The sequence below is a fragment of the Pseudaminobacter soli (ex Li et al. 2025) genome (genome assembly GCF_029892515.1).
GTDB classification, from domain to species: Bacteria; Pseudomonadota; Alphaproteobacteria; order Rhizobiales; family Rhizobiaceae; genus Pseudaminobacter; species Pseudaminobacter soli_A.
This window is the reverse complement of sequence record NZ_JARXVF010000004.1, coordinates 271,394-295,901: the sequence shown is the minus strand read 5'-3', so window position 1 is coordinate 295,901 and position 24,508 is coordinate 271,394. Positions and strand designations below refer to the sequence as shown.

17 protein-coding genes are annotated in these 24,508 nt (G+C 61.5%); 5 read left to right on the top strand and 12 right to left on the bottom strand.

The genetic code is table 11. From position 1 onward, the window contains the following. The first annotated feature begins 86 nt into the window (after window positions 1–86). Entirely contained in the window at window positions 87–5,561 is a 5,475-nt protein-coding gene (locus tag M2281_RS18945; RefSeq protein WP_280822736.1) for a putative Ig domain-containing protein, read from the top strand. A gap of 32 nt (window positions 5,562–5,593) precedes the next feature. Here the strand turns inward: M2281_RS18945 and M2281_RS18940 are convergent, their stop codons facing one another. Together M2281_RS18940 and M2281_RS18935 are read right to left on the bottom strand one after the other, a co-directional pair. Then, window positions 5,594–6,766, bottom strand: coding sequence for a helix-turn-helix transcriptional regulator (locus M2281_RS18940; RefSeq protein ID WP_280822735.1), 1,173 nt, complete (start codon window positions 6,764–6,766; stop codon window positions 5,594–5,596). A gap of 285 nt (window positions 6,767–7,051) precedes the next feature. Continuing rightward, the gene (locus tag M2281_RS18935) at window positions 7,052–8,638 is read right to left on the bottom strand and encodes an ABC-F family ATP-binding cassette domain-containing protein (protein WP_280822734.1); all 1,587 of its coding nucleotides are present in this window, start codon (window positions 8,636–8,638) and stop codon (window positions 7,052–7,054) included. A 117-nt stretch (window positions 8,639–8,755) separates the two neighbouring features. Here M2281_RS18935 and M2281_RS18930 point away from each other — a divergent pair, with 117 nt between their 5' ends. Then, the gene (locus tag M2281_RS18930; RefSeq protein ID WP_280822733.1) at window positions 8,756–9,466 is read left to right on the top strand and encodes a TetR/AcrR family transcriptional regulator; all 711 of its coding nucleotides are present in this window, start codon (window positions 8,756–8,758) and stop codon (window positions 9,464–9,466) included. A 492-nt stretch (window positions 9,467–9,958) separates the two neighbouring features. Here the strand turns inward: M2281_RS18930 and M2281_RS18925 are convergent, their stop codons facing one another. From M2281_RS18925 to M2281_RS18890, 8 genes are all read right to left on the bottom strand, one after another. Continuing rightward, entirely contained in the window at window positions 9,959–10,162 is a 204-nt protein-coding gene (locus tag M2281_RS18925; RefSeq protein WP_280822732.1) for a DUF680 domain-containing protein, read from the bottom strand. Between the two features lie 506 nt (window positions 10,163–10,668). Further along, entirely contained in the window at window positions 10,669–12,045 is a 1,377-nt protein-coding gene (locus M2281_RS18920; RefSeq protein ID WP_280822731.1) for an APC family permease, read from the bottom strand. Window positions 12,046–12,113: 68 nt separating this feature from the next. Beyond that, window positions 12,114–13,475 (bottom strand): nitrilase-related carbon-nitrogen hydrolase, encoded by a 1,362-nt coding sequence (locus M2281_RS18915; RefSeq protein ID WP_280822730.1) that lies wholly within the window; start codon window positions 13,473–13,475, stop codon window positions 12,114–12,116. Window positions 13,476–13,581: 106 nt separating this feature from the next. Beyond that, complete coding sequence (locus tag M2281_RS18910) at window positions 13,582–14,301, bottom strand: helix-turn-helix transcriptional regulator (protein ID WP_280822729.1); 720 nt, start codon at window positions 14,299–14,301, stop codon at window positions 13,582–13,584. A 189-nt stretch (window positions 14,302–14,490) separates the two neighbouring features. Further along, window positions 14,491–16,062: a phytoene desaturase family protein gene (locus tag M2281_RS18905; protein WP_280822728.1), complete on the bottom strand. Its 1,572-nt coding sequence runs from the start codon at window positions 16,060–16,062 to the stop codon at window positions 14,491–14,493. A gap of 158 nt (window positions 16,063–16,220) precedes the next feature. Beyond that, window positions 16,221–17,450 carry a styrene monooxygenase/indole monooxygenase family protein gene (locus tag M2281_RS18900; RefSeq protein WP_280822727.1) on the bottom strand — a complete coding sequence of 410 codons (1,230 nt, stop codon included), beginning with the start codon at window positions 17,448–17,450 and terminating at the stop codon, window positions 16,221–16,223. Window positions 17,451–17,506: 56 nt separating this feature from the next. Continuing rightward, window positions 17,507–18,292 (bottom strand): SDR family oxidoreductase, encoded by a 786-nt coding sequence (locus M2281_RS18895; protein WP_280822726.1) that lies wholly within the window; start codon window positions 18,290–18,292, stop codon window positions 17,507–17,509. 42 nt (window positions 18,293–18,334) lie between these two features. Further along, on the bottom strand, window positions 18,335–18,832 hold the full coding sequence (locus M2281_RS18890; RefSeq protein WP_280822725.1) for a flavin reductase family protein: 498 nt from the start codon (window positions 18,830–18,832) through the stop codon (window positions 18,335–18,337). A 185-nt stretch (window positions 18,833–19,017) separates the two neighbouring features. On the opposite strand from M2281_RS18890, the gene M2281_RS18885 reads away from it, so the two are divergent. Together M2281_RS18885 and M2281_RS18880 are read left to right on the top strand one after the other, a co-directional pair. Further along, window positions 19,018–20,010 (top strand): AraC family transcriptional regulator, encoded by a 993-nt coding sequence (locus tag M2281_RS18885; RefSeq protein WP_280822724.1) that lies wholly within the window; start codon window positions 19,018–19,020, stop codon window positions 20,008–20,010. Window positions 20,011–20,272: 262 nt separating this feature from the next. Then, entirely contained in the window at window positions 20,273–21,070 is a 798-nt protein-coding gene (locus tag M2281_RS18880; RefSeq protein ID WP_280822723.1) for a glutathione S-transferase family protein, read from the top strand. A 178-nt stretch (window positions 21,071–21,248) separates the two neighbouring features. Here M2281_RS18880 and M2281_RS18875 read toward each other — a convergent pair whose 3' ends face one another. Then, window positions 21,249–21,935, bottom strand: coding sequence for an alpha/beta fold hydrolase (locus M2281_RS18875; RefSeq protein WP_280822722.1), 687 nt, complete (start codon window positions 21,933–21,935; stop codon window positions 21,249–21,251). Between the two features lie 511 nt (window positions 21,936–22,446). Further along, the gene (locus M2281_RS18870) at window positions 22,447–22,926 is read right to left on the bottom strand and encodes a VOC family protein (protein ID WP_280822721.1); all 480 of its coding nucleotides are present in this window, start codon (window positions 22,924–22,926) and stop codon (window positions 22,447–22,449) included. Window positions 22,927–23,356: 430 nt separating this feature from the next. On the opposite strand from M2281_RS18870, the gene M2281_RS18865 reads away from it, so the two are divergent. Beyond that, a complete protein-coding gene (locus tag M2281_RS18865; protein WP_280822720.1) occupies window positions 23,357–24,403 on the top strand; it encodes a BA14K family protein in 1,047 nt (348 codons plus the stop codon). The last annotated feature ends 105 nt before the right edge of the window (window positions 24,404–24,508 follow it).

Genomic DNA, 24,508 nt, shown 5'->3' with positions numbered 1-24,508 from the left:
ACGATACGGTCAGGCTTTGCGTCAGCAACCCTTTTGTTAAGTGGGGGCTTTACGGCGTAAACGGGGCTAACGCCCTGAACCTTCCAATGTCCGGTTATTATTCGACCCGGACCGAGCCCTATTTCGCGCAGACGTCGGCGGCCTCCTATAAGATCACGCCGATAGAGACTGACGATTGGAGCATCGACGGGTTCCCGGAATACGAGATCGAGCTCACCTCGATGTATATGTCGCCGGGCACTGACACGATCCCGCTCTGGTACGCGAATTGTGCGGTTCTTGGCGACTGTAGTCCCGGAACAACCGCCAACAAGCCCTTCACCATCACCGTCAATCTGCCTGTCCCGACGGTGACGTCGATCTCACCGACTTCCGGGCCGGCGGCGGGCGGAACCTCCGTGACGATCACCGGCACGAACCTGCTGGGCGCCACGGCCGTGAAATTCGGTGCGACGAATGCGACCAGCTATACCGTCAGTTCGGCCACTTCGATCACGGCGACCGCGCCGGCTGGCGTAGGCACGGTGGACGTTACCGTGGCCAACGGCTCCCAGATCTCGGCAACTTCCGCGGCCGATCAATTCACCTATATTCCGGCTCCGACCGTAGCATCGATTTCGCCGACATCGGGCCCAACCGCAGGCGGGACCTCGGTAACGATCGCCGGCACGAATTTCACCGGCGCCACCTCAGTGAAGTTCGGAGCGACGAATGCGACCAGCTTTACCGTCGACTCGGCAACATCGATCACGGCGACCGCGCCGGCGAGCGCGGCAGGCACGGTGGATGTGATGGTCACCACCGCAGGCGGCACGTCGTCGACGGTGACTGCGGACCAGTTCACCTATATAGCCACGCCGACCGCGACGACGGCGATCGCGTCCACATCGCTCACGCTGGGGCGCGCCGCCACATCCTTCAAGCCTGTCACGGGATTGGGTGGCACGGCGCCTTTGAGCTATAGCGTCTCGCCGGCCTTGCCGAATGGCCTGAGCATGGACGCCAACGGCTTCATCACGGGAACGCCGACCGTTGTCCGGACGGCGTCCAGTTTCACCGTGACAGTGACCGACGCCAACTCCTTCACCGCGAGTGCATCTTCCAACTTGACGGTCAATCCGGCGGTCACGGCGGGACAAGCAATCGCTTCGATCACGCTGACACAGAACAAGGCGATGACGCCGCTTACGCCGGTTACCGGTGGCGGGGGCACGGGGGCGTTGACCTATTCCATCTCGCCGTCGCTGCCGACTGGCATGAGCTTCAATACGGCCAACGGAACGGTTTCCGGCACGCCGGCCGCAGCCAACGTCGCGGCGGTCTACACCGTCACGGTGACCGATACGAACGGCGCCAGCGCGAGCAACAGTTTCACGCTTGCGGTCAACCCAGCCGTGACGGCGACCCAATCTGTCGCCTCGGTCGCGCTGACGCAGAACAAGGAAGCGACGCCGTTTACGCCGGCCACTGGCAGCGGCGGCACGGGGGCGCTGGCCTATTCCATCTCGCCGTCGCTGCCGACCGGCATGAGCTTCGATACGGCCAACGGCACCGTCACAGGTACGCCGAGTATTGCCTCCGTCGCGGCGATTTACACGGTTAGGGTGACTGACGCCAACAGCGCGACGGCGGCGGCCACATTCAGCCTGACTGTGAACGCTGCCGTCACAGCGACCCAATCCGTGTCGTCGGCTACCCTGACAGCCAACCACACGGCGCAGGCCTTCACGCCGGTAACGGGGGCGGGCGGTACGAGCGCGCTGTCCTATGCGGTGTCGCCGTCACTACCGGCTGGCCTGAATTTCAACACGGTGAACGGAACGGTATCGGGCACGCCGAACGCAAGTACCGGCGCGAGTGTCTTCACCGTGACCATTTCCGACGTCAACGGCGCCAGCGCGAGCAACGGTTTCACGCTCGCGGTCAATCCCGCTGTGACAGCGGCTCAAACTGTCGCCGCGGTTACGCTAACGCAGAACAAGGCGGCAACCTCGTTTACACCGGTCACCGGCGGCGGTGGAACTGCGCCGCTTTCATACAGCGTGTCGCCGTCGCTGCCGACCGGCATGAGCTTCGATACGGCCAACGGAACGGTTTCGGGCACGCCGACCGCTACATTGTCGGCGACGTCGTTCACGGTCACAGTGACTGACGCCAACAGCGCGACGGCGGCGGCCACATTCAGCCTGACTGTGAGCGGCGCCGTCACGGCGACCCAATCCGTGGCGTCGGCTACCCTGACAGCCAACCACACGGCGCAGGCCTTCACGCCGGTAACGGGGGCGGGCGGCACAGGCGCGCTGTCCTATGCCGTTTCGCCGTCACTACCGGCTGGTCTGAATTTCAACACGGTGAACGGAACGGTATCGGGCACGCCGATTGCGAGCATTGGCGCGAGTGTCTTCACCGTGACCATTTCCGACGCCAACGGTGCCAGCGCCACGGCGACCTTCAATCTTGCGGTCAACGGGTCTCTCGCCGCGACCCAGGCCGTGACTTCGACAGCGTTGACAGTCGACCACGCGGCGACGCCGTTTATACCGGTCACCGGCGGCGGCGGAACTGCGCCGCTTTCACACAGCGTGTCGCCGTCGCTGCCGGCCGGTATGAGCTTCGATAGTGCCAACGGGAGGGTTTCGGGCACGCCGACCGCTACGCTGCCGGCGACGCCTTTCACGGTCACAGTGACCGACGCCAACGGCGCGACTGCGACAGCCACTTTCAGCCTGACGGTGAATGGCGCCGTCACCGCGACCACGGCGATTCCGTCCACGATATTGACGGCCAACCATGCGGTAACTGCTTTCGCGCCGGTCGCGGGCTCCGGCGGCACAGGAGCGCTGTCATACAGCGTTTCGCCGTCGCTTCCTGCCGGGCTGTCGTTCAATACGGCGACCGGCCAGATCACTGGTACGCCGACCGCCACACTGGCGGCAACGACCTTCACCGTGACGGTAACCGACGTCAACGGCGCCTCCGCCAGCACAAGTTTCGCCCTGGCCGTGAACGGAGCGCTGACCGCGACCCAGAGCGTGGCCTCCACGACGTTGACGGCCGACCATGTCCCCGTGGCTTTCACGCCGGTTACAGGCGGAGGTGGGACGGGAACGCTCTCCTACGGCATAGCACCGGCGCTGCCTGCGGGACTATCATTCAGCGTGGCCACGGGCGAAGTCTCCGGCTTGCCGACAGCGCAGCTGCCAGCCACTACCTTCACGGTTACGGTAACGGACATCAACGACGCCACAGCTAGCGCAACCTTCAGCCTGACGGTCAATGGAGCCGTAAGCGCCGCGCAGACCGCCTCCTCGGCCACGCTGACGCTCGGCCATGCTGCCCCCGCCTTCACGCCGGTTACAGGCGGGGGCGGGACGGGTTCGCTCTCCTACGGTATCGCACCGGCGCTGCCCGCGGGACTGTCATTCAATGCGGCCACGGGCGAAGTATCCGGCTTGCCGACAGCGCAGCTTCCAGCCACCAGCTTCACGGTTACGGTAACGGACATCAACGGCGCCACAGCGAGCGCAACCTTCAGCCTGACGGTCAATGGAGCGGTAGGCGCTACACAGACCGCCTCCTCGACCACGCTGACGCTCGGCCATGCCGCCACCGCTTTCGCGCCGGTCGCCGGTTCTGGTGGCACGGGACCCTTGACCTATAGTATCTCGCCGTCGCTTCCCGCCGGGCTATCGTTCGATACCTCGACCGGCCAGGTCACGGGGACCCCGACCGCCACACTGGCGGCAACGCCCTTCACCGTGACGGTAACCGACGTCAATAATGCCAGCGCCAGCAACGGCTTCATGCTGACGGTTGTTCTGCCGACACTGAGCTTCATGCCGGCTAGCCTTCCCAACGCCACTGCGGGCGTTGCCTACAGCCAGATGGTTGTCGCAGCAGAGGGAACGGCGCCATACAGCTATGCCCTTACCGGCGCGCTTCCGGATGGACTGTCCTTCGATGCATTGACTGGCAAGCTCAGTGGTACGCCCAAGGCTGTGGAATCGAGCAACTTTACGATTACAGCCACGGACGTTAATTCCGCGACGGGTTCGATCACCTACAGTCTGACGGTTTCCGGTCCGGTCATCACCGTCGTTTCCACCAGCGACACCGTCGTTACGGGTACCTCGGCGACAGTCGATCTGACGCAAGGCGCCACAGGTGGTCCGTTCACCCGGGCTCAGCTGATTTCGCTGTCTCCATCTTCAGCGGGCGTCGCCTCCATTACGCTGGGCGAAACGGCCGCGGCGTCGGAAATGGTCGTCGCCGAAATCGTTGAGGCAGGCCACTACAAGCTGAAATTCACAGCTGCTCCCGACTTTGCGGGAACTGCGGTAGCGACTTTTACGCTCAGCAGTGCTTATGGCACCTCACCAGCCGGGACGGTGACATTCATCGTGACGCCCCGCAAGGACCCCTCCCAGGATCCGGACGTGATCGGGCTGGTGAACGCCCAGACCGAAGCAGCCAAGCGATTTGCAACGACGCAGATTTCCAACTTCAACGATCATCTGGAGCAGCTTCACGGAGGAGACTGCCTGCAAAACCAGTGGGGATTGACGATCAGCGACAGCCGAGGCGCGTCCCAGAGCCGGCAGGACGACACCGCGCAGCAGAATTCCGGCCTTGCAAGCAGGAATTCGGAACCGCACATGGGGGGAGCCAAGTCGGACCCGACAGCCAAAGCCGATGACAACAGCACTGACCGGTGCTCACCTCTCGGGGGCGGTGCCGTTGCGGTCTGGACCGGAGGCTTTGTCAATTTCGGATCGATGGATCTCGGGGCATCGGGTCAAAAGTTCAACTACACCACGGTGGGTGTCAGCGCAGGCATCGACTACCGCTTCAGTCAGTCCTTCACCGCCGGCGTAGGCTTCGGCTATGGCAGCGATCGAAGCCGGATTGGCGATAGCGGAACGCAGAGCGATGGCAGCGCATACAGCGTCGCGCTCTATGGCAGCTATCACCCGACGCCACAGATTTTCATCGATGGCCTGGCTGGATACGGTAAACTGAACTTCGATTCCCGACGTTTTGCGACCGACACCGAGAGCTTCGCCCTTGGATCACGTGACGGTCATCAGTATTTCAGCTCGCTGACAGCTGGTTACGAATACACCAAGGATGGCTTGCTGATATCGCCTTACGGGCGTCTCACCGTCTCGCGATCAGTGCTGGATCCTTTTACCGAAAATGGTGCGGATTGGGCTGATCTGCACTACGGCTCACAATCGATCGATACGTTCACGGGCTTCCTCGGTCTGCGACTTGCCTACAAGATCGATACGGGCTGGGGGAGCTTGGAACCTCGCGCCCGCGTTGAATACGGTCACGACTTTGCTGGGAATAGCGCGGCCACGCTGGGCTATGCGGACATTCCTGCGACTAGCTACGAACTGAAGGCACTTGGTACTGGAAATGACTTTGCAACCTTCAGTCTGGGGACGGACATCAAAGTCGGCCAAGATCTTACGGTAGGGACTGAATACGGGACATCAGTCGGCCAAAACGGGACACAGCCGCATCAAATTCGTCTCAGGATCAGCGAACGCTTTTAGGTGCCCAGGGCAATCGCGCCCGACCACTTTCTTCACGTCTCGGGACGAACCGGCAAGGCGTCACTGCACCAGACCGGCGCGGCGATCTGCGCGGCCAGACGCACTAGCTCCACCTGTCGCGACACTCCTGTCTTGGCGAAGATGTTGCCAAGATGCGTCTTTGCCGTGGCGAACGCGATGCCCAGTTCGGCCGCGCTTTGGACTAACGTGCGGCCAGCCAACAACGAGGTCAGCACGCGCGTTTCCATTCGGGTGAGGTCGAAGGCGATCGACATGGCCTCGGCGCCATTCGCATCGTTGCCGACCGGATTGACAAACACGGCCGCCACCGCCAGCGGCTCCAGCCGCTGCCGCACGACACCCGGCCGTATCGGCAGAACACTGGCCAGTACCGGCGCATGCCCCGGATTGGTCAGTCGCACTGCAAGCCCCGTCTTGCCGAACTCGGCCTCATTGCGTGTGGCAAGTTCGATGGCGGCGTGAAGCTCAGCCGTGGCGGAGGTCAGGTTGGTCAGTATGGTACCGGCAGCACTGCGGATCGGCTTGCCTGCCCGCAGCATAGCTTCGGCCGCGGCATTGACATGCAGGATGCGCGCCTTGCTGTCGGTTAGCACCACGCCCACCCGCAGTGTATCGAACACCGCCTTGGCTGCCTCCGCCTCAATCGAACGGACGTCCAAAATGTTGCTGATCGTCACCGCACGACGAACATGGGGGGCGAGAAGCCGCCCAAGTTCCACCTCCCGGTCAGAAATGCAACCGGCCGACACATGCCGCCCCATGCCCATGTGAGCGTGCCGGGAAGGGTTGCGCATGAGGACAAGCCCGATACTGTCGACTAAACCTTGCGGCGCCACCCATTCGGACAGATAGCGCGAGCTTTGCCGCAGTTCCGGTGGCAGGTGCCGCGACATAACCTGCGGCTCGTCGAGCGGCAGGATCATGGCCAGCGGCAGGCGCTCCCAGTCGGCAACTTCCGAGGCATACTCCAACTGCCTCTCCAGCCAGTAAGGAGCTACCCCCACGCTTTTCATCAGTTTTACGCCCCGCTGTTCGAGGTCGTACATCAGCAACTGAGCGTTTTGGGATCGAAACAGCGCCCTGATCCCTTCGAGCGCGAGATCCCATTGCTTGGGGTTGATCGCGCAGTCGTAGATGAGGCCAATGATTTCCGAGATTGTTCTAGTAGAGGGAAGATCATCCATCGTTTTTACCAGCTAGGCTGAGTGTAGTGGTCGCTCGGACGATAGTGTAGAACTCAGATATTGTCTCTCTGCATCTGATTGCGTTCTTGGTTCGGCGTAGATCGCCTGATCGTGTCGCAAGTTTTTAGTGGGGCAAGGAGGCTGCTGAGCGCGCAGGGTTCTCATCCACGTGTCATTTCTGGCTGACGCGTCGTTTGCAAGGCGCGAAGCACTTAAGCAGTTCGAGCCAGTAACGGATACCCCATCTGTAGAGAGCCTGCGACGGATCCGGCCGGGGGTGGCCGTTTATTGAGGCGCCGACAGTTCAACCCTCCGCTCAGCGCCGATGTTTGTGAGGAACGTTTCGTCATGGCTGACGACGAGCAGCGCTCCGTCATAGCCGGCGAGGCCAGCTTCGATCGACTGTATGGAGTCGATATCAAGATGATTGGTCGGCTCATCAAGAATAAGTAGCGGTGGCGGATTGCGACCACCCAAAACGCAGGCAAGACCGGCGCGAAGCACCTGGCCACCGCTGAGCGTGCCGACGCGTTGAAGCGCGGCATCCGCGCGGAACAGAAAGCCGGCAAGCGCGGACCGGCAGGCATTTTCGGTTGCGCCCGGATTGAGGCGCAGGAAATTCTCGGCGATCGATGCCCCAGGGTCGAGGACGCTCACGCGCTGATCGAGCAACGCAAAGTCGACAGCGACCGAGACCTTTCCCTCAAGCGGCTGCATCTGGCCAGTAATCGCCCTGACTAAAGTAGTCTTGCCAGAACCATTCGGACCCACAATCGCCACTCGTTCCGGACCAACCACGGAAAGCGAAAGGTTGCTGACAAGCGGATGGGCCGGATCGTAGCCGGCCGTCACCTTCTCCAGCGTCAGGACCGTCCGGGTTGGGGCCAGTCCCGTTGGCGGAAGGACGATTGCCATTTGCTGGAGCGTCTCGATCCTGGCGCGCGCTGCGGCCGCTGCCTCCTGCGCTTGTTGCTTCTGGCGCTCGGCCAGCCGCGCGCTTTCGCCTCCGCTAGCCTCAGCGTTGTCCTTCCGGGCACCCAGTAGAATACGCGGGAGATCGCCCCGGGCGCTCTTGCGCGCACCAGCTGCGTCACGACGATCCTTCCGCTCGGCGGCGAGTTGGGTTTTCCGATTGACCTGCGCGATCCTTTTTTCTGCGTGGGCGAGATCGTGTTCCGCCGCCTGCAGCTCAACAGCCTTTCGTTCGCGATATTGGCTCCAGTTGCCGCCATGGCGAGCAGCGCCAAGCGATGTTAGCTCGACAATTGCATCCATATGCTCGAGAAGCTCGCGGTCGTGGCTGACAATGATGGCGCCCGCCCGCCAACTGGCGAGCAGGCCGATGACAGCATCCCTCCCGGCGCGGTCAAGATTGTTGGTGGGCTCGTCCAGCAGCAGGAAGTCAGGCTCTGCGAAGATTGCGGCGGCCAGGCTGGCTCTGGTTCTCTGGCCACCGGACATGTCCGAAAGAGGCGTGCTCGTGTCTCCGTCGAGCCCCACTTTTGCAAGCGCCGCCGCGATGCGTTCCTCCACAGTCCAGTCGGCTTCGGCCAGCTCCTCGATGCTGGCTTCGCCGGCTTCGGCTCGCCGGAGCACGGCGATGGAATCGGCGACGCCGAACAGGCTCGCGATCGTTTCGTGTGGGCCAACCTGTACCGTCTGCTTCAGCAGGCCTAGGGTTCCGTTGACGGAAACGCTACCCGAGAGCGGTTGCAATCCGCCGGCTATGATTTTGAGGAGAGTGGTCTTGCCGACGCCATTGCGCCCGACGAGCCCGACCCGTTCGGAACCGAAGTTCAGGTCAAGACCCGAGAATACAGGGCGGGCGTCCGGCGTCGCCCAGGCGAGCTGGGATAAGGTGATCGACGACATGTACGCAGGACCTCGCTTGAACTGTGCTTAACGGCACGATATGGTGCTGTTACCAAGCGACGGAAGATAACGCAACCTTCTCGTGCCGTTTTGGCGCGCAACGGATAACGCAGGCGAATGGCATTGAGTGAGCGCAAACCGGGTGGCCGACCGACCAGGGAGCAGGCGGCCGCAATGGATGATCGGGTCCTCGACGGTGCGCGTACTGCCTTCTGCCGAAAAGGGGTCGCCAACACATCGGTGGACGAGATCGCCCTCCAACTCGGTGTTTCCAAGCACACGATCTATCGCCGCTATCCCAACAAAGGGGCTTTGCTAGAGGCCGTGGTCGAACGTGATATCAGCCAGTTCAAGGACGCGCTGCTATCGGCGTCCGGCGGCGAGATGGCTCCTCTTGAAGCCGTCAAGATGACCGCCCGGCGCTATTTCGAGATCGGGTCGTCGCGCGACTATGCCGCCTTCTATCTCTCGGTCAGCGCAGAGGCTGCCCTTTCCGGCGCGTTGCGCCGCCAACTCGCCATCTGGTCCAAGGCCTCCCTGGAGCCGCTGAAGCAGACGATCCGCGCCGCGCAGGCTGCGGGTCTTGTTCGCAATGGAGATCCCTCAGTCATCTGTGAGATCCTCGTGGACTTGCTGGAGGGAGCCAACAACCGTGTCCGGTTACACGACGACACCAGCGGTGCCCCCCTGCATCCAGAAGAACTCTTTGCCGACAGGTGGTCCGTCTTCGTTTCGGCAATGTGCAAGGACGCCTTGGAGGAGGCACCAGATGCAGTTCGATCGGGACGAGCGAGCGAAACGAGGGCAGAGGCAAAACGGAGGAAGTAACATGGTGCATGTGCCGACGCATGAGGGTGCGGCAACAACCGCGTAATTGTTGCCGGTAGCCGCCTTGGTCAAGGCGCGGTCTAGGGCGAGGTAACTGCTGGACGTCTGTCTCATACTCGATAACGAGGCCGCGGCGGGGCCGCGGTCCTATTGACGCTCGGGTGCCGTAAACGTGCGGTCTTTTTTCGACGTATTCGAGTTCGTTGGGGTGAAGGCCACATTACGGGCCTCATTCGGAAACGGCATCGACAAGGCGTGTGTTAGTTGATTGCCCAACATCAGCTTGGCGACCGAAATCGCTAATCATCGGCCTACGGAGATCAACAAGGCCGTCGATCATATCTGGTTCAGAGGCTCCATGTGCAGGCACTGTCGCGGCGCTATTTTTGGCCATCCGAACAATCACAATGCCTCGGCCTTGCTCGACGTTTCACCGTGAAATGCAGAGCGGCGGGACAAGCCCGCCGCTTTGAAGGTTAGGCATCGGACCGATCAACGGCCGAACAAGTTGCGGTCGCTGCCGCGGGCCTCAAGCTTCTGGACAGCCACGTCGGACTTTTTTATCGAGGCGGTGACGGTGCTGTCGACGTTGGCGGCAGCCGACTGGCTTACATTGGCCGGAGCGGGGTCGTGATCGGCGAAAGCGGTGCCCATGCTGATGAGGACGGCGGCTGCGGTGAGAGTGATCTTGGTCATTTCAAATACTCCTGCTTTCGAGGGTTGGTTGTTTCGGAGGTCGACGTTTGCGGCTGTCTCCGTGTTTGCAACCCATATATGACGCCGATTGATGCATCGGCATAGGCTATATTGTTAGATGATATCTATCTGACAAATCGATACACATAGGCTGTCATTCCCGTGGAAGCAGCGATGGACGCGGGCAGCGTCGCAACAGTGGGCCAAGATATCTGGGACCACCGTGTTCCGATCGCGTCAGGCGCGGTACCGGCAAATTGAGCAGGAGGAGGCGGTGTTGAGTGCAACGGGTCTCAAGCCGCGAGCGTCACAGCCTTCCAGTCAGCCATTGCAGTGGGGCGATGAGATCGGATTTGGTGGGAGAGCGAACTGTGCCGAAGGGGACAAAGAGATTTCGTAAGGTCGCGTAGATCGACACAAACCGTTACAGGCTCCCGGCGAGCGGAAGCCTTGCGTCGATCGCACGTGATTTCGTAGCGGCTCGTGCGCATTCTCTGGCCGGTTGTTCAGGCCCTTTTGCCGGCGATTGCCGCACCAATCAATGCGGCCAGCGGAATGAGCCACGGCGCGTGGTTGAGAATGCCGAGGTCGCCGGTCAGCGTATCGTAGTTGGCGAGCACAAGTACAGCCGCAGAGGTCAGGCCCGCAGTTGCAAGAACAGCGATGACGAGATTGATAAGCCTGGCGCCCGTGTGGCCTTTGCTTCGCGACATGAAGAAGATGACCGAAAGCGAAGTGACGGCCTGAAGCAGGATAATGCCGAGAGCCGCCAGGCCGAACGTGCTGGACAGGACGGTCAGCAGCGGATCTGCACCGCAGGCGGCGAAGAGGGCCGTGGCAACGAGCGTTATGCAGCTGACAGCGAGGCTCGCGACATGGGGAGATTGGAACCGCGCATGCAGCCTGCCAAGCCCTGCCGGTAGCATGCCTTCGCGCCCAAGCGCAAAGAGGTAGCGCGAGCCGGCGTTGTGCAGGGCGACCGTTGCAGCCAAGGCGCTGGTTGCCATCAGAAATTCGGCTGCGACAAGCAAAGCGGGATGCGTGTACTGCGCGAACGCCCGGAACACCAGCGTTCCCGGATTTTCGGCTGCGGCAGCCACCACCTTGTCGGCGCCGAAGGCGCAGACCACACACCACATTGCCAGCGCGTAAAAGACGCTGATGAAGACGACTGCGGCAACCAGTGCCCGCCCTACGGTGACATGTCCATCACGCGCTTCGTCACTGTAGATTGCCGCCGATTCAAACCCCAGGAAGGAGACGAACGCAAACATCAGACCGATGCCGAGCGAGCCGCTGAAAATGTTCGGAGCCACGAAAGAATCCAAACTGACAGGCGCCGAAGATGAGGGCGAAAACACCGCTATCATCAGCGCGACCAGTATCATCACCTCCAGGACGAGGAGGACCGACAGGAGCCGCGCTCCAAGGGCAACCTCCCGATAGCCGAGAACGGCGACGATCAGGATCACCACACCTGCCCACAGCCACCAAGGCAAATCGATGCCGAGATTCTCCGTCGCGAAGAGCCCGGCGAAGAAGCCGAATCCGGCAGCACTTCCGATAACCATCGCAAGATAGACGACAATCGCCACGAACGCGGCAGCGGCACCAAGATATCGTCCCAGGCCATGACGGATGTAGGCGTAGAATGCGCCTCCACCCTGGACGTGGGGGCTCATCCGTACGAAGCCTACGGCAAAGAGGATAAGCACGAGCCCGGCGATAAGGTAGGAACTCGGCATGCCGGCTCCGTTGCCGAGCAGCACCCCGAGAGCGCCGTTACCGACGACTGCGGCAAGCGGTGCGGCGGCCGCAACAACCATGAAGAAGACGTCGTGGGTTCTGAGACTGCGTATGGGCGCAAGGTCGGAGTATGCCATGATGTTTCGTGTCCGATGTTGTGGTGTCGGTTAGTGTTTCCTGGCAGGAAGGCGGACGCTTCGCCGTATTACTGGTCGTCCCAAGGAGCCCACATCGCTTTCGCGGCGGCCCAGTCGTCATTGCCTTCCGAAGGTGCGGGCGTATAGCGCGCACCGGGAACCTCGCGCGAAGGGAGGGTCCAGGTTCCGCGCTCGACCAGTCTGCGGATGTTGTCGCGGTAGATCTCATCGACCATCATGTGGCGCTCTGGCTCACGCTCAAGCCACAGATTGCGTGGATGGATCGGCTTCTCGTACATCTTGGCGAACAGCTCGGTGCGCAGATCCTTCATCCAGTTCGAATTGAGATTCATCGCGCGGAACTGGCGCAGTGCCTCAATGTCGATGATGCTCGCCACCATCGTGTTGGCGCCGCTGGCCGAATAGGAGGTCACGTTGCCGCGATAGTCGACGATGTGGCCGTTGCCGCCGGCAATGTCGATGGGAAAACGCGAACTCGGCGACAGATAGACCGGGCCCACATTCGGGCAGAGCATGTAGAGGCTGTTGAACTCGGCGTGGGCCCGGTTCTGAATCATCCAGCTGCCGCCGCCCGGATAGGACGAGCCGGTCATGGGCATCGCTTCCGAGGGGCGGTAGACGACCTCGGCGCCGCCGAAGGCAAGAGCACGGACCGCCTCCGGATATTCGCCGTCCGAGCAGCAGATCGTGCCGATGTTGCCGATATCGTCGGTACGCAGCACGGGATAGAATGCTTCTATGCCGTCGCCGAAGCGTTCGACCCAGCGGTCATAAATATCATGCGGCGTGCAGCTCCGCTCGCGGCACCAGATGTGGTTCTTCGCGGCCCGGTGGACCACCTCGCCCTTACGGTCGATGACGAACAGAGTGTTGAAGAAGCGATCTTCCATCACGTCGGGCCAGCGGGCCTTGCATTGACCGATGATGTAGGTGTCGTAGTGCCGGGCCAGCTTGCCGAGCGCCTCGGTTTCCTCACCCGGAAGATCGATGAACAGCTCCCGCGCGGCCGTTACGTGCGGAACATCGAAAATCTCATCAGTGAATCCGGTCAGGGCACCTTCAGCCAAACAGACGATGCGTATGGGCGCATTGATGCCGCAAATCGACACCGAAGCGTGGATAGCTTCCTCGACCACCTCCAAATTGTGCCGGATGTGCCTCCGCTCAGCGATGCCCGTGGCGATTGTCGACAGGCCGATGGCCAGATACGGAGGAACATATTCCGGACGTTTATTCATAGTGCTGATCCCCAAGCGCGACTGCTTTCGCAAGCGAACCTTTCTGAAGGAAAGCACTGCGTTAGCCATGACGGGCAAGGGGCAGGCGATAGGCCAGAGCTTACCGCAGACACGCCGCAGCTTTCTTCGCACGGTTCGATTTTCCCGTAAGGAGTAGCTGCTGCCGCCCACGGCAACCATCATCCCGAAGTATGATGGTCCCTCTAAGGGGTTCAAATGTCTGGGCAGCGTCGAGCTAGCGTGACGCCCGGCAATCTTGAGCGTTCGTGGCGCGAAGTCAGTTGGGCCGCTGGTCGTGCATCTTGCGGATGAATTCGGCCCTGCTTCGCACACCCGCCTTGGCAAGGATCCGGCTGACATGCGTCTTCACGGTCGGCAATTGGATGTCCAGTCGCCGGCAGATTTCCTTGTTGCAGACAGCCGCGGCCATGAGGTTGGCTATGTCCCGCTCGCGGGGCGTCAGGCTCCACCTATCATGGGGCGACGCCTCGACGTCTTGGCATCCGACCGAGCCATCCGCGAACTCGACAAGCCGTTCGAGGAAGGCAAGATTCTCACGTGTGAAGGCACCAATCGCGTCGTTGCGCAGCAAGGACGCGCCGGCAATGATGCGATTGCCACGCCGGAAATACAATTCGGTCTGGTGCGTGGTCCCCTGAGGTAGCAGGAACTGTTCGAAATAGTCCCTGGCGTCCGTGCTTTCGCCGGCGGAGCTCCTGGTCAGACTAAGCAACGGCACGCTGCGATTACACACCTTGCTTGGGTGAAGTGGATCGAGCCGCCAGAAGTGATGATAGTAGCTGTTCAGCCAGTAGCTCGACAGGCGAAACAACTGGTGGTCAATGACGTATTGCCCGTCCTCCACCCGATAGAAACAGCAGCCAGCGAGCGGCATTGACGCCGCAATCAGTGACAGCAGGCGATTGCCGAAGTCAGTTTCAATAGGACGCATCCACCCTCCCGCAAATGCTTTCGGAGCGACACGCGTCGAATGCACCGGTTCCTCCCGCGCATCCGCCGATCTCGGACATCCGCTTCCAGTGGCAACCTTAGGACTATTTCCCTCCGAGTTGAAGCATGCGCCCGGCTTGGGAGCAGCGGTTGCGGCGTCGATCCAGCTGGCGACGAACTGCGCATAGCTGGTCGCAGCGGCTTCGTTTGCCTCGATCAGACGACGCTTCCACAGTCAAAGCTTCTTGCCGAGAAGGAAGCCGGACCCACCGCCCAATCCTGCGCCCGGATGGGTCGAGGCGCCGATGTGATAGAGCCCCTTGATATCCGTTTCGTGGTTGCGGCTTGCCTTGAAGGGACGCCAAAGGAAAGCTTGGTCGATGGTCGACGAACCGCCATACGGGTCGCCACCCACGAGATTGATGTTCATGGCTTCCAGATCGGCTGGCGAATAGGCCCTGCGGGCCAGGACAGTTTTGCGGAATCCCTTGATATGTGCCGTGAGGATCGCCTCGACGCGATCAGCGTAGGCTTCCCGCAATTCCGGTGTCCAGTTCCCGTCGGCCGGGACATTCAGCTCGCCGGCCGCATCGCCCTTGAGCGAGCGTGGCGCCTCCGGCAATTGAAGCCAAAGGATGGCCTTGCCCTCCGGGCAGCGCGACGGATCGAGCGCATGCGGTTGGCCGACGCAGATGGTGGGCGTCTCGGGCAGCATGCCGCGCGCGGCTTCGTTGCAGGCCTTGGACACGCCATCCAGGCCGGGCGTCAGATGCAGCAGTGCCACCTTGCCAAGTTCGGCGTTTTCCCATTCAGGCGGCCGGTCGAGCGCATAGTGCATCTGAAAATTGCCCTTGCCGTATCGGTATTTGGCTACCGCGTCGGGATCGCCCTTTGGCTTTTCCCCTCCAAGCAGGCGCTCGTAAAGCTGGGTCGGCGTGACCGAACAAATGACGCTTTTGCTGGCCGAGATCTCTTCGCCCGAGGCGAGGCGAACACCGGTGGCCCGACCGGACGACTGGAGGATCTCAGTGACATCTGCTCCTGTCCGGATCGTTCCGCCGCGCTCCTTGATCAATGCTTCGAAGGCGGACAGCGCATTCTGCGCGCCACCTTTGACGATCGGGGCGCCAGCAGCTTCGAGGGCGAAGCCGATGACTTTGCCGATCTGGGCCGAAAAGGCGTCTTCGGGGCCAAGTCCGGCATGCAGCACCCACGGCGCCCACAACGCGCGCATGGTCTCGGATCGATAACCGCTTTCCAGCCAGCTCCGCGCCGGGGTCAGCATTTCGCCAAGGAAGGCGGCGAGCCCGCGCGGACCCTTCCGCCAGGCCTCGCCCAGCAACAGCTTCAGCGTCGACCATGTCCAGAGCTCGCTGCCAAGCAGGCTGAAGAGCGTGCCCGCATTGGCTTCGACGCTGACGACATCCTTGCCATATTGCGAACCGTCGCCTGCGGCGAGGGCATTGAAGGCCTCTATGTTGGCCCTGCGATCGTTGCGCAGGATCGCGTGGCTTCCGTCAGGCCTCAACACGGCGGTCGGCAACGAGGTGTTGCAGAATTCAAGCCCGTGACGACCGAGATCGGCAGCCAGGGACGCATAGGCCGGCGAAGTGATGAACAGGACGAAAGTCGTGGCCATGACATCGTGGATGAAGCCCGGCTCGGTGATCTCTTCGGTTCGAATGCAGCCGCCGATGCGGTCGTTACGTTCAAGCACCAGGACCTTCGCGCCTTTGCCGCTGAGAACGGCAGCGCAGACCAGGGCGTTGATGCCGCTGCCGACGATGATGTGATCGGGCGTGCTCATCGAGCTTGTTCCTCCAGCGTCCGGCCGGTCCCTTGGCCACGATGAACCCTTGATACCATGAAATCCTCCCTCAACTCTCTCGCGGAACATCGAGCCGCGCCCTCACGAGTCATGCCGGCAAATAACAGGTCGTTTGCCGGCATGGTAGTAAAGCCTGTTCAGGCCGCAAGCTGCTGGAGATAGCGATCGGCCTCTTCGGGGACGGCAAACCAGGGGAACAGGTCGGGCGGATTGTCGAAGGCATTGGCGATGCGGCGCGACAGTGTGGGTACGGCCTGGGCCGAACCCATGATGTTCAGGACATGCGGGGGAGGCGGCTGCAGCATGGCGTTTGTCCAGCCGACCACAAACTGCGCATAGTCCCAATATTTGTCGAAGGTCGCCTGCATGAAGGCCTCATCGAACGGCCGATCGCCATGGCCGATGATGGCATCCATATAGACGCGAGCCGCCTTTGAAGCGTTGTTCGAACCTTGCCCGGTGATCGGATCGTTGAGGCAGACCGCATCGGCGAGGCCAAGCACCGCTTTTCCCGACGGCAGCCGGCCGATGGGCTTGCGCACAGTCGGAGGAAACGCACCGGACAGGATGCCATTGGCGTCGGTCAGCTCGACATTGCGGCAACGATCGGCTTCCCACGGCAAAAACGTCGACAGGATCTCTTTCGAACGGGCGAGATGTTCCTGCGGGGTCGCCACGTCTTTCCAGCAGTCCATCGGACCGCCGGGAATGCCTTCGAACACCATGATCTCGCAGGCGCCGCTATTGGTCAGCGCCGGGAAGACGAAATATTCGCCTACGCCCGGGATCAGGTTGAAGTTCACGGCCGAGTGGTCGGGCCGTGGCGTCATGCCATGGACATAGGTCAAGGCAAGCGCGCGCTGCGGCCTGTCGAACGGCGATTTTTCGGCATCGCGTTCGAACATCTTGGCAATGTCGCCCTTACCGGCAGCGACGATGGTCAGGTCGGATGTCGCCGCATAGGTTTCGAGATCGGCGATCCCGGCATCCTTGATCTCGAGACTGCCGCCGCGTCGCTCGAATTCCTTCAGCCAAACCGGGATCTTGGTGCGCTGGTCGACGCTCTGCGCCGGTCGGTCGAGCAGGCCGTTCCAATCGATGGCCTTGCCGCCGTCGGGGGCAGGCACGACGAAATTGATCGAGTCGACTGTGGGACATTCCTTGCCCCAAAAATCGAGACCGATCTCGCGCTCGTTCTGCAGCGCGGTGTGGAACATGCACTGGCTGGACATCACCTTGCCGGTGCGGACGTCGTCTGCGGTGCGGTTCTGGACGACCTTTACGTCATATCCCTTCTGCAGCAGTCCGCAGGCGAGCTGGAGCCCGGCCTGGCCTCCGCCCAGTATCGTGATCTTGCGATTGCTCATTTTATTCCCCTTGTTTGTTTCGGTCGCATCGCTTGCAAGTCCGTGTGGCTGGTCGCCTACTCCATCAGCAGCGGGATCGCCGGATCGACCCGCTCGGGGCCGATTGCGGTGTAGCCGCCGTCGACCCGAACATCAGTGCCCGTGATGAAGCTTGCTGCGTCCGAAAGCAGGAAGGCGATAGTCTCGCCGACTTCCTCGGGATCACCGGCGCGGCGCAGGAGATGGAAGGGGGCGGCGACCCCATCGGTCTTCTTGCGATCGTCACCGCTCAGCTGCTTCATGATGTTGCTCCATGTCCAGCCGGGGGAAACGGCATTGACCCTGATGCCGTCGGGCGCGAGGTCGAGCGCCTGGTTGCGGGTGAGTTGCAGGATCGCTGCCTTCGAGACTGGATAGACCCAGCGTCCAACCTGGGCGACGCGCGCCGAAATCGAGCCGAAATTGACGATGGCCCCCTTGTTCTTGGCGAGATGCGGGCGAGCCGCTTGCATCAACATCACCGAACTGACGATGTTGACGTCGAGCGCCTTCAGCCAGTCGGTGCGCGAGGTGTCGGCGCCATTGTCGAGATAGGTGCAGGCGACATTGACCAGGAAGTCGAGACGGCCATGCCGTGCGACCGTCGCGGCGACCAGAGCCGCGATATCGGCGTCGCTGGTGATGTCGGTTCTGACAAAGCTTGCCTTTGCACCAATGTTCGCGGCAGCCGTGTTGCCGTCGGCTTCGTTGATGTCGGCAATCACTACGTTGACGCCGTAGCCTGCGAGCACCGCCGCACAGCGTTCGCCGAGCAGCGTCGCGCCTCCCGAAATGATCGCGGTCTTGCCGTCCAAACCTTTCATTGAAAACCTCCCGTTTTGATGGTTGTGCGCAAAGGCGTAGCTTCAGGCGGCCGAAAGCGGCCGCGGGACGGAAGAGAAGCTTCCGTCGAGATAGACGAGCGAGTGGCCATCCCCCAGCACGGTCTCGACGACCTGGCCGATCAGGATGACATGCGTGGTGTGATCGATGATCTTCTCGAGTTTGCACTCGAAGGAAGCCAATGCGCCCTTGGCGATTGGCACGCCTGTCGTCTTCGTTTCCCACTCGCCGACTGAAAACCTGTCGCTAGCCGCCAGCGCGGTCTGCCCAGCGAAGGTGCGGGCGATCGCCTCCTGCTCGTGTGACAGCACATTGACGGCGAATACGCCCGAATCCGGGACGAACTGGGCGACCCAGGTCTTGCGGTTGATGCAGGCGATGAGGGAGGGCGGCTCGGCCGACAGAGAGCAGACCGATGTCGCCGTCAGCCCGCGATGGTCACCGTCGTTGCTGATGGTCGTGATGACGCTGACGGCGCCGGCGACCTTGCGCATTCCAGCAAGGAATAGGTCTGAAGACATCTTGCTCCTCCGATGTCGTTCCCGGGCGAACACGATGCCCAGCACGGCGGGGCTCGCGTTTCGTTTAAACTTCAATTACGTTGAGAGTGGAGTGGAGGAGTATAAGCGGCAATCCGGATCGCGCAGCGATTATCCGGATCGCGCAGCTCAAGTGGCCAATTGCGACCGTGGGAGAGGTTGCTCGCATGGACCTCGTCGCAGCGGAACAATCTATCGTACGTCGAACGCTGGTGGACACACGGTCGCCTGAGGAGGCGCGGCAGGAGATCGGCCGGATATTCTGTCCGCATTTCCTGGCGCCAAATGGGCGGCACGCCAACGGCTTTCACGCCGTTCATCGTTCCTCGCGGCAACGCGACTATTCGCTGAACGTGGTGAGTTATGGCTCCCAGGTCGACATCGACCCCGGCGAGCTCTCCAATTTTTTCCTGCTCCAGATACCGGTTACCGGGTCGGCGATGGTTCGCTGCGGCAAGGATAGCGTATTTGCCGAAGCAGGGCGTTCGGCCTCGCTGCTGTCTCCGACGCTTCCGACCAGGATGCGCTGGTCCGATGGTTGCGAGAAACTGATTGTGCTGATTGCCCGGGAGGCAATGCAGCGGCAGTGTGAACAGATTGCGGGGCGCCCAGTCGACAAGGTCGAGTTCGCCACCGGCATCGACACGACCCGCGACGCAGGCCGCCAACTGCTCGGTCATGTCAGGCTGATGCGGGAAGCAACCGAGATCGAAAGCGGTATGTTTGGCGACTATCTCGCGCGTCTCGGCGAAAGCCTAAGCATGCTGCTGCTCATGTCGTTATCCCATTCGCAGCGCCCGGCACTCGAAGCTATCGCAGCACCTGCTGGCTCTGTGGTCGTTGCCAGCGCCGAGGCATGGATATCCGCCAACATCGAACGCTCGTTTTCCGTTGCCGATATTGCGGAGGCGGCCGGCACAAGCCTGCGCTCGTTGCAGGAGGGCGTTCGTCGTCAGCGGGGGACTACGCTTACGCAGATGATCGAGACTGTTCGCCTCGAACGCTTCAGGGTAGCGCTTCAGAATCCGAGCAATTGCAGTTCGGTTACCGAGATTGCGTGTCTGGTTGGGCTTGGGCATCTCGGACGGGCGGCCGCCGCCTACAGAAGGCGTTACGGCGAAAGCCCATCGGATACGCTGCGGCGGACACGTCGAAGGTAGTGCCGGCGGTATGCGCCATGCCTCTTCACGGAGCCGGTTGCGATGGAATTTGAGGCTACAGCGAAGCCATCAGATGAGGTTCGAACCATCAAGAATGGCCTGGTTCGATCCTGTCATGCCCTACCTTGAAATGACTAAGCGGAGGCAAAACATGCCGCCCTCTAGGTTCAATGAACGTGCCCGCAAAGACCCCTCAACCTCGCCACACCATTGACCTCCGCACATTTTTGCGCGCCCATATTCCCGAATATGGGAGGGAAGCATGCACAGCGAACTTGTCGTCTATCACATTCCCGTCTGCCCCTTTTCGCAGCGGCTGGAAATTCTGCTCGAACTAAAGGGAAAGCGCGATACGGTGCGCTTCTCGGTCGTCGATATCACGCGACCACGCGATCCGGCACTGCTGGAGCTGTCTCGCGGGTCAACGGCACTGCCTATCATGAAGACAGCACAGGGCGTCCTCAAGGAAAGCCTGGTCATTCTGCGCTATCTCGACGAACTGTTCCGTGAAACGCCGGTCGCGCGTGCCGCTCCCTATGAGCGGGCGGTCGAATCGATGTTGATCGCCATGGAAGGCGATTTCACCGGGGCAGGATACCGCTTCGTCATGAACCAGGACCGTGACCGACGTAGCGCCTGTTGCGAAGCGATGATCGCGCAATATCGCAGGCTGAACGACTTCCTTGAATGGCAAAATCCGACCGGAACCTACCTGTTCGACCGCTTCGGCCTGGCGGAGACCGTGTTCACGCCGCTTTTCATGCGCTTCTGGTTCCTCGACTACTACGAGGATTTCGACGTCGCCGCGCTCGGCTTGGAACGGGTAGCCCGCTGGCGCGATGCGTGCCTGACCCATCCCGCCGCCCAGCAGGTCAGCAAGGAAGAGATCGTCAAGCTTTATTACGACTATGCCATGGGCGCGGGAAACGGAGCGCTGCTTCCTGGCCGCAAGATTTCCAGCTTCACCTTCGAGCCGCGCTGGCAGGGTCGGCCTTGGCCGCCGCGCGCGAAATACGGCTTGGCGGCTACGGATTCGGAACTCGGCCTCGCATCGTCCTAAGCCATGCGAGGCAGCAGAACGCCACTACACCGACTATCCCGTGCTTGCCACGGCTATCCGACGCGCGCGAGACTATCCGTCCAAGCCGCGTTGATCCTTAAGCTGCTCCCCGCTTTCGGAGGCGGAGAGACCGCATTGCGGCGGTCTCTCCCATTTGGACCCCGATCAGCCGTTGCGGTTAGCTCTTCCCAACCGTGCTTGCCGCCTTACGGATCACGTCAAGTACGAAGCTCGGCTTGGAAAGCATTGGCACGTGGCTGCTTGCAACTTCGAAAGTGGTGGCTCCCATTCGCTTCGCCACGAAACGGTGCAGATCGGGATGGACGGTATGGTCGTTGGTGGCCACGATGTACCAGCACGGCTTTGTCTTCCATGCCGTGCCTTCGACCTTCTGGTTGAACAGGTCCGCCACTGGCACCCCTTGCGTTGCGTAGACGAGCCTCTGCTCCTCCTCAGGCAGGTCTCCGGCGAAGGAGGGAACGCCGCTGGGTTTGAGCCATACGCGTCCGTCCGTGACCTCGATGTGCGCGAACACATCGGTCACCGGGAACTTCGCCTGTAGGCTCTGCGAGGTCTCGTCGGCGTCCGGTGCCAAGGCGGCGATATAGACGAGCCCGGCAACGCGTGGATCAGCCCCGGCATGCGTGATGATCGTGCCGCCATAGGAATGCCCGACGAGGATCGCCGGGCTACTGACCCGACCCAGGCAAGCCTTCACAGCGGCGACGTCGGTCGCGAGCGAGTCAAGGCCGTGTTGTGATGCCATCACTTCGTGACCCTCAGCCTGCAAAGTCGGAATCAATTTGCTGAAGCACGAGCCGTCGGCCCACAGGCCATGAGCGAAAACGATACTTGGTTTGGCCACTGTCGTCTCCTCTGATTGGTGGGAACTGCTTGTGATGTGATGATCTGCGACCTGTCTTGCTTCTCGGAGGCTAATTCAGATGCTGAGCCAGCCCGCGCCAAACGCATTTTCCGAGCCGAGATTCATCCGCAGCGCCCAGAGATGGGTTGTTCCGCCGTCTCCGGTTTCGGCTGATTTTCGATCATGGGGCTGTTGGCGAGAGCCTCGTAGCGGCTCTTTGGGGCCTTGGGTGGAGTAGGAGGCGCCGAATGCGGTAAGAAAGATGAGGCAGGACGCCACTGGCGTAGCTGACGATGGCATGACCGGCCTCAGACCTGGTTCCTGGCCCCACTCAACTGCTTATCTGCGTCTCATAGGCAGGTGTGTCGTCGCCGCTACGATACCGACACTACTGTCTTGCCAACGAACTACCGCAACGCGGGATAAGCTAACCGGTTCCAGCGGAAGTCGATCAATGCTCTCGCGCGGCCTCATAAGCGCTTCAGCAAATTGCCATCAATGGCTAAAACCTTCAGCCGCGCCGTGCTGCCTCGATCGCGGCGACGTCGATTTTCCTCATGTCCATCATCGCAACAAATGCGCGTTTTGCTTCCTCGCCGCCAGCAGCCAGCGCCTCGGTCAGCACGCGCGGTGTGATTTGCCAGGAGATACCCCATTTGTCCTTGCACCAGCCGCAGGCACTTTCCTGGCCGCCATTGCCGACGATGGCGTTCCAGTAGCGGTCGGTCTCTTCCTGATCGTCGGTGGCGATCTGGAACGAGAAAGCTTCGCTGTGTTTGAATGCGGGCCCGCCATTGAGGCCGAGACAGGGGATGCCGGCGACTATGAAGTCTACCGTCAACACGTCACCCGCCTTGCCGGACGGATAGTCGCTGGGGGCACGGTGGACGGCGGCCACCGAGCTGTTCGGAAATGTCTCGGCGTAGAAGCGGGCTGCAGCTTCGGCATCCTTGTCGTACCAAAGGCAGATCGTGTTCTTGGCAATTGCCATGGCTTTTCCTTTCGCTTTCGAAGTCAATCCCGCCTCGAATTCCGGGGAAATCGAAGGCAGTTCATAGTCAACTTCAACGGTGCACCATGAACATAGACCGCGCTCGCGTCATTCCGCCAGCAATTCTGACCAAAGTCTTCTGTTGCGTTGCCGTTTTTCCTGACCTGACTGGCCGTACAGGTGAAGCTAAACTGCGGCTGCAATGAGCCATTTTCGCCCACCTGAACGTCCGCCTCGATCTCCGGGGCGGGGGCCACGCTCATGAAGCGTCTCAGGAACGTCCAGTTCCGGGGAACTATTCCGTTCGCGATGCGTTCGCTTGGAACGTCCGATTAAGGGGCCAGCCCTCACGGTTATCGCGTAGAGGCCCATCTCCCCACGATCATCGCAGGCCTTGGCCGAGCGGACGATTTTCCGTTGGAGAAGGACAATGAGACGCTATCTCTCAACACTTGCATGTTCGGGGATGCTGACCATTGGCGCGCTGTCGGGATTTTCAGCGTCGGCAATGGCCGCTCCAGCCTTCATTCCAAACATTGCGCCAAAGGTCGCTGCGGGCGACGAGGCGCGTACGCTTCCAATGCAACCGATGACCGATGGCACCATTTGGAATCTTGCTTGCACCGCTGCAAGTTGCGACCAGGGTGGTTTGCAGTCGGCCGTTCTGTTGGGCAAGCCCGGTGATTTTCGCGGTGGCGTGCAGCTTATCCGCGATCGCGGCGATCGTGCCCACTACATAGGTGGCGGTCGCCGGTACGGTATCGGCGGAGCCGGCTGGCGCGGCGGCCGGTATGGTATGGGCGGCGTCGGCTGGCGTGGTGGCCGGTATGGCATCGGTGGTGTTGGCTGGCGCGGTAACTATTGGCGCGGCGGCCGCTACGGTATCGGTGGTGTCGGCTGGCGCGGTAACTATTGGCGCGGCGGCTGGCACGGTATCGGCCGCGTTGGCTGGCGCGGCGCGTACTGGCGCGGCGGTCGGTACGGTATCGGTGGTTGGCGCGGTGTCGGCTGGCGTCCCGTCGGTTGGCGTGGCGTAGGCTGGCGTGGCAACTACTGGCGCGGTCGCGCGTTCGGTATCGGTACCGGCTGGCGTCCCCTCGGCTGGCGTGGCGTAGGCTGGCGCGGCAACTACTGGCGTGGTGGCTTCCACGGCTTTGGTGGCAGCGGCGCCATCCACAGCTTTGGTGGCGGCGGTGGCTTCTACGGCATGGGCGGCCCCAACTACACTGGCTCCTACGGAATTGGTACCGGTTGGGGCAACAACTGGAACAACAACTGGGGCAGTGGCTTCTTTGGCTTTGGACTGCCGCTCTTCGGCGCCACCACCACCTATGCGGCGGCCCCGGTTGCGACAGCCCCAGTGTTGACGACTGCGCATGTCGCCTGGTGCTTTGGTCGCTATCGGACCTATACCGCTATCGACAACACGTTCCAGCCCAGGTTTGGACCGCGCGTTCAGTGCATTTCGCCCCTTTAATCTACGGGCTTAATGGTTCAACGGTATAAAGGCGGCGCCGCTTGCGGCGCCGCTTTCATTAAGGTCGGTATGGACTAGCCGGATTTTAACCCCGCAGAAGGCTCG

Excerpts from the sequence above, each read along its gene's own strand:
- M2281_RS18880 (WP_280822723.1), top strand. The coding sequence starts at position 20,273 with ATGCACAGCGAACTTGTCGTCTATCACATTCCCGTCTGCCCCTTTTCG.
- M2281_RS18920 (WP_280822731.1), bottom strand. The coding sequence starts at position 12,045 with ATGGCATACTCCGACCTTGCGCCCATACGCAGTCTCAGAACCCACGAC.
- M2281_RS18925 (WP_280822732.1), bottom strand. The coding sequence starts at position 10,162 with ATGACCAAGATCACTCTCACCGCAGCCGCCGTCCTCATCAGCATGGGC.
- M2281_RS18900 (WP_280822727.1), bottom strand. The coding sequence starts at position 17,450 with ATGAGCAATCGCAAGATCACGATACTGGGCGGAGGCCAGGCCGGGCTC.
- M2281_RS18865 (WP_280822720.1), top strand. The coding sequence starts at position 23,357 with ATGAGACGCTATCTCTCAACACTTGCATGTTCGGGGATGCTGACCATT.
- M2281_RS18895 (WP_280822726.1), bottom strand. The coding sequence starts at position 18,292 with ATGAAAGGTTTGGACGGCAAGACCGCGATCATTTCGGGAGGCGCGACG.
- M2281_RS18870 (WP_280822721.1), bottom strand. The coding sequence starts at position 22,926 with ATGGCAATTGCCAAGAACACGATCTGCCTTTGGTACGACAAGGATGCC.
- M2281_RS18885 (WP_280822724.1), top strand. The coding sequence starts at position 19,018 with ATGGACCTCGTCGCAGCGGAACAATCTATCGTACGTCGAACGCTGGTG.
- M2281_RS18940 (WP_280822735.1), bottom strand. The coding sequence starts at position 6,766 with ATGGATGATCTTCCCTCTACTAGAACAATCTCGGAAATCATTGGCCTC.
- M2281_RS18935 (WP_280822734.1), bottom strand. The coding sequence starts at position 8,638 with ATGTCGTCGATCACCTTATCCCAGCTCGCCTGGGCGACGCCGGACGCC.
- M2281_RS18930 (WP_280822733.1), top strand. The coding sequence starts at position 8,756 with ATGGCATTGAGTGAGCGCAAACCGGGTGGCCGACCGACCAGGGAGCAG.
- M2281_RS18905 (WP_280822728.1), bottom strand. The coding sequence starts at position 16,062 with ATGAGCACGCCCGATCACATCATCGTCGGCAGCGGCATCAACGCCCTG.
- M2281_RS18890 (WP_280822725.1), bottom strand. The coding sequence starts at position 18,832 with ATGTCTTCAGACCTATTCCTTGCTGGAATGCGCAAGGTCGCCGGCGCC.
- M2281_RS18945 (WP_280822736.1), top strand. The coding sequence starts at position 87 with ATGTCCGGTTATTATTCGACCCGGACCGAGCCCTATTTCGCGCAGACG.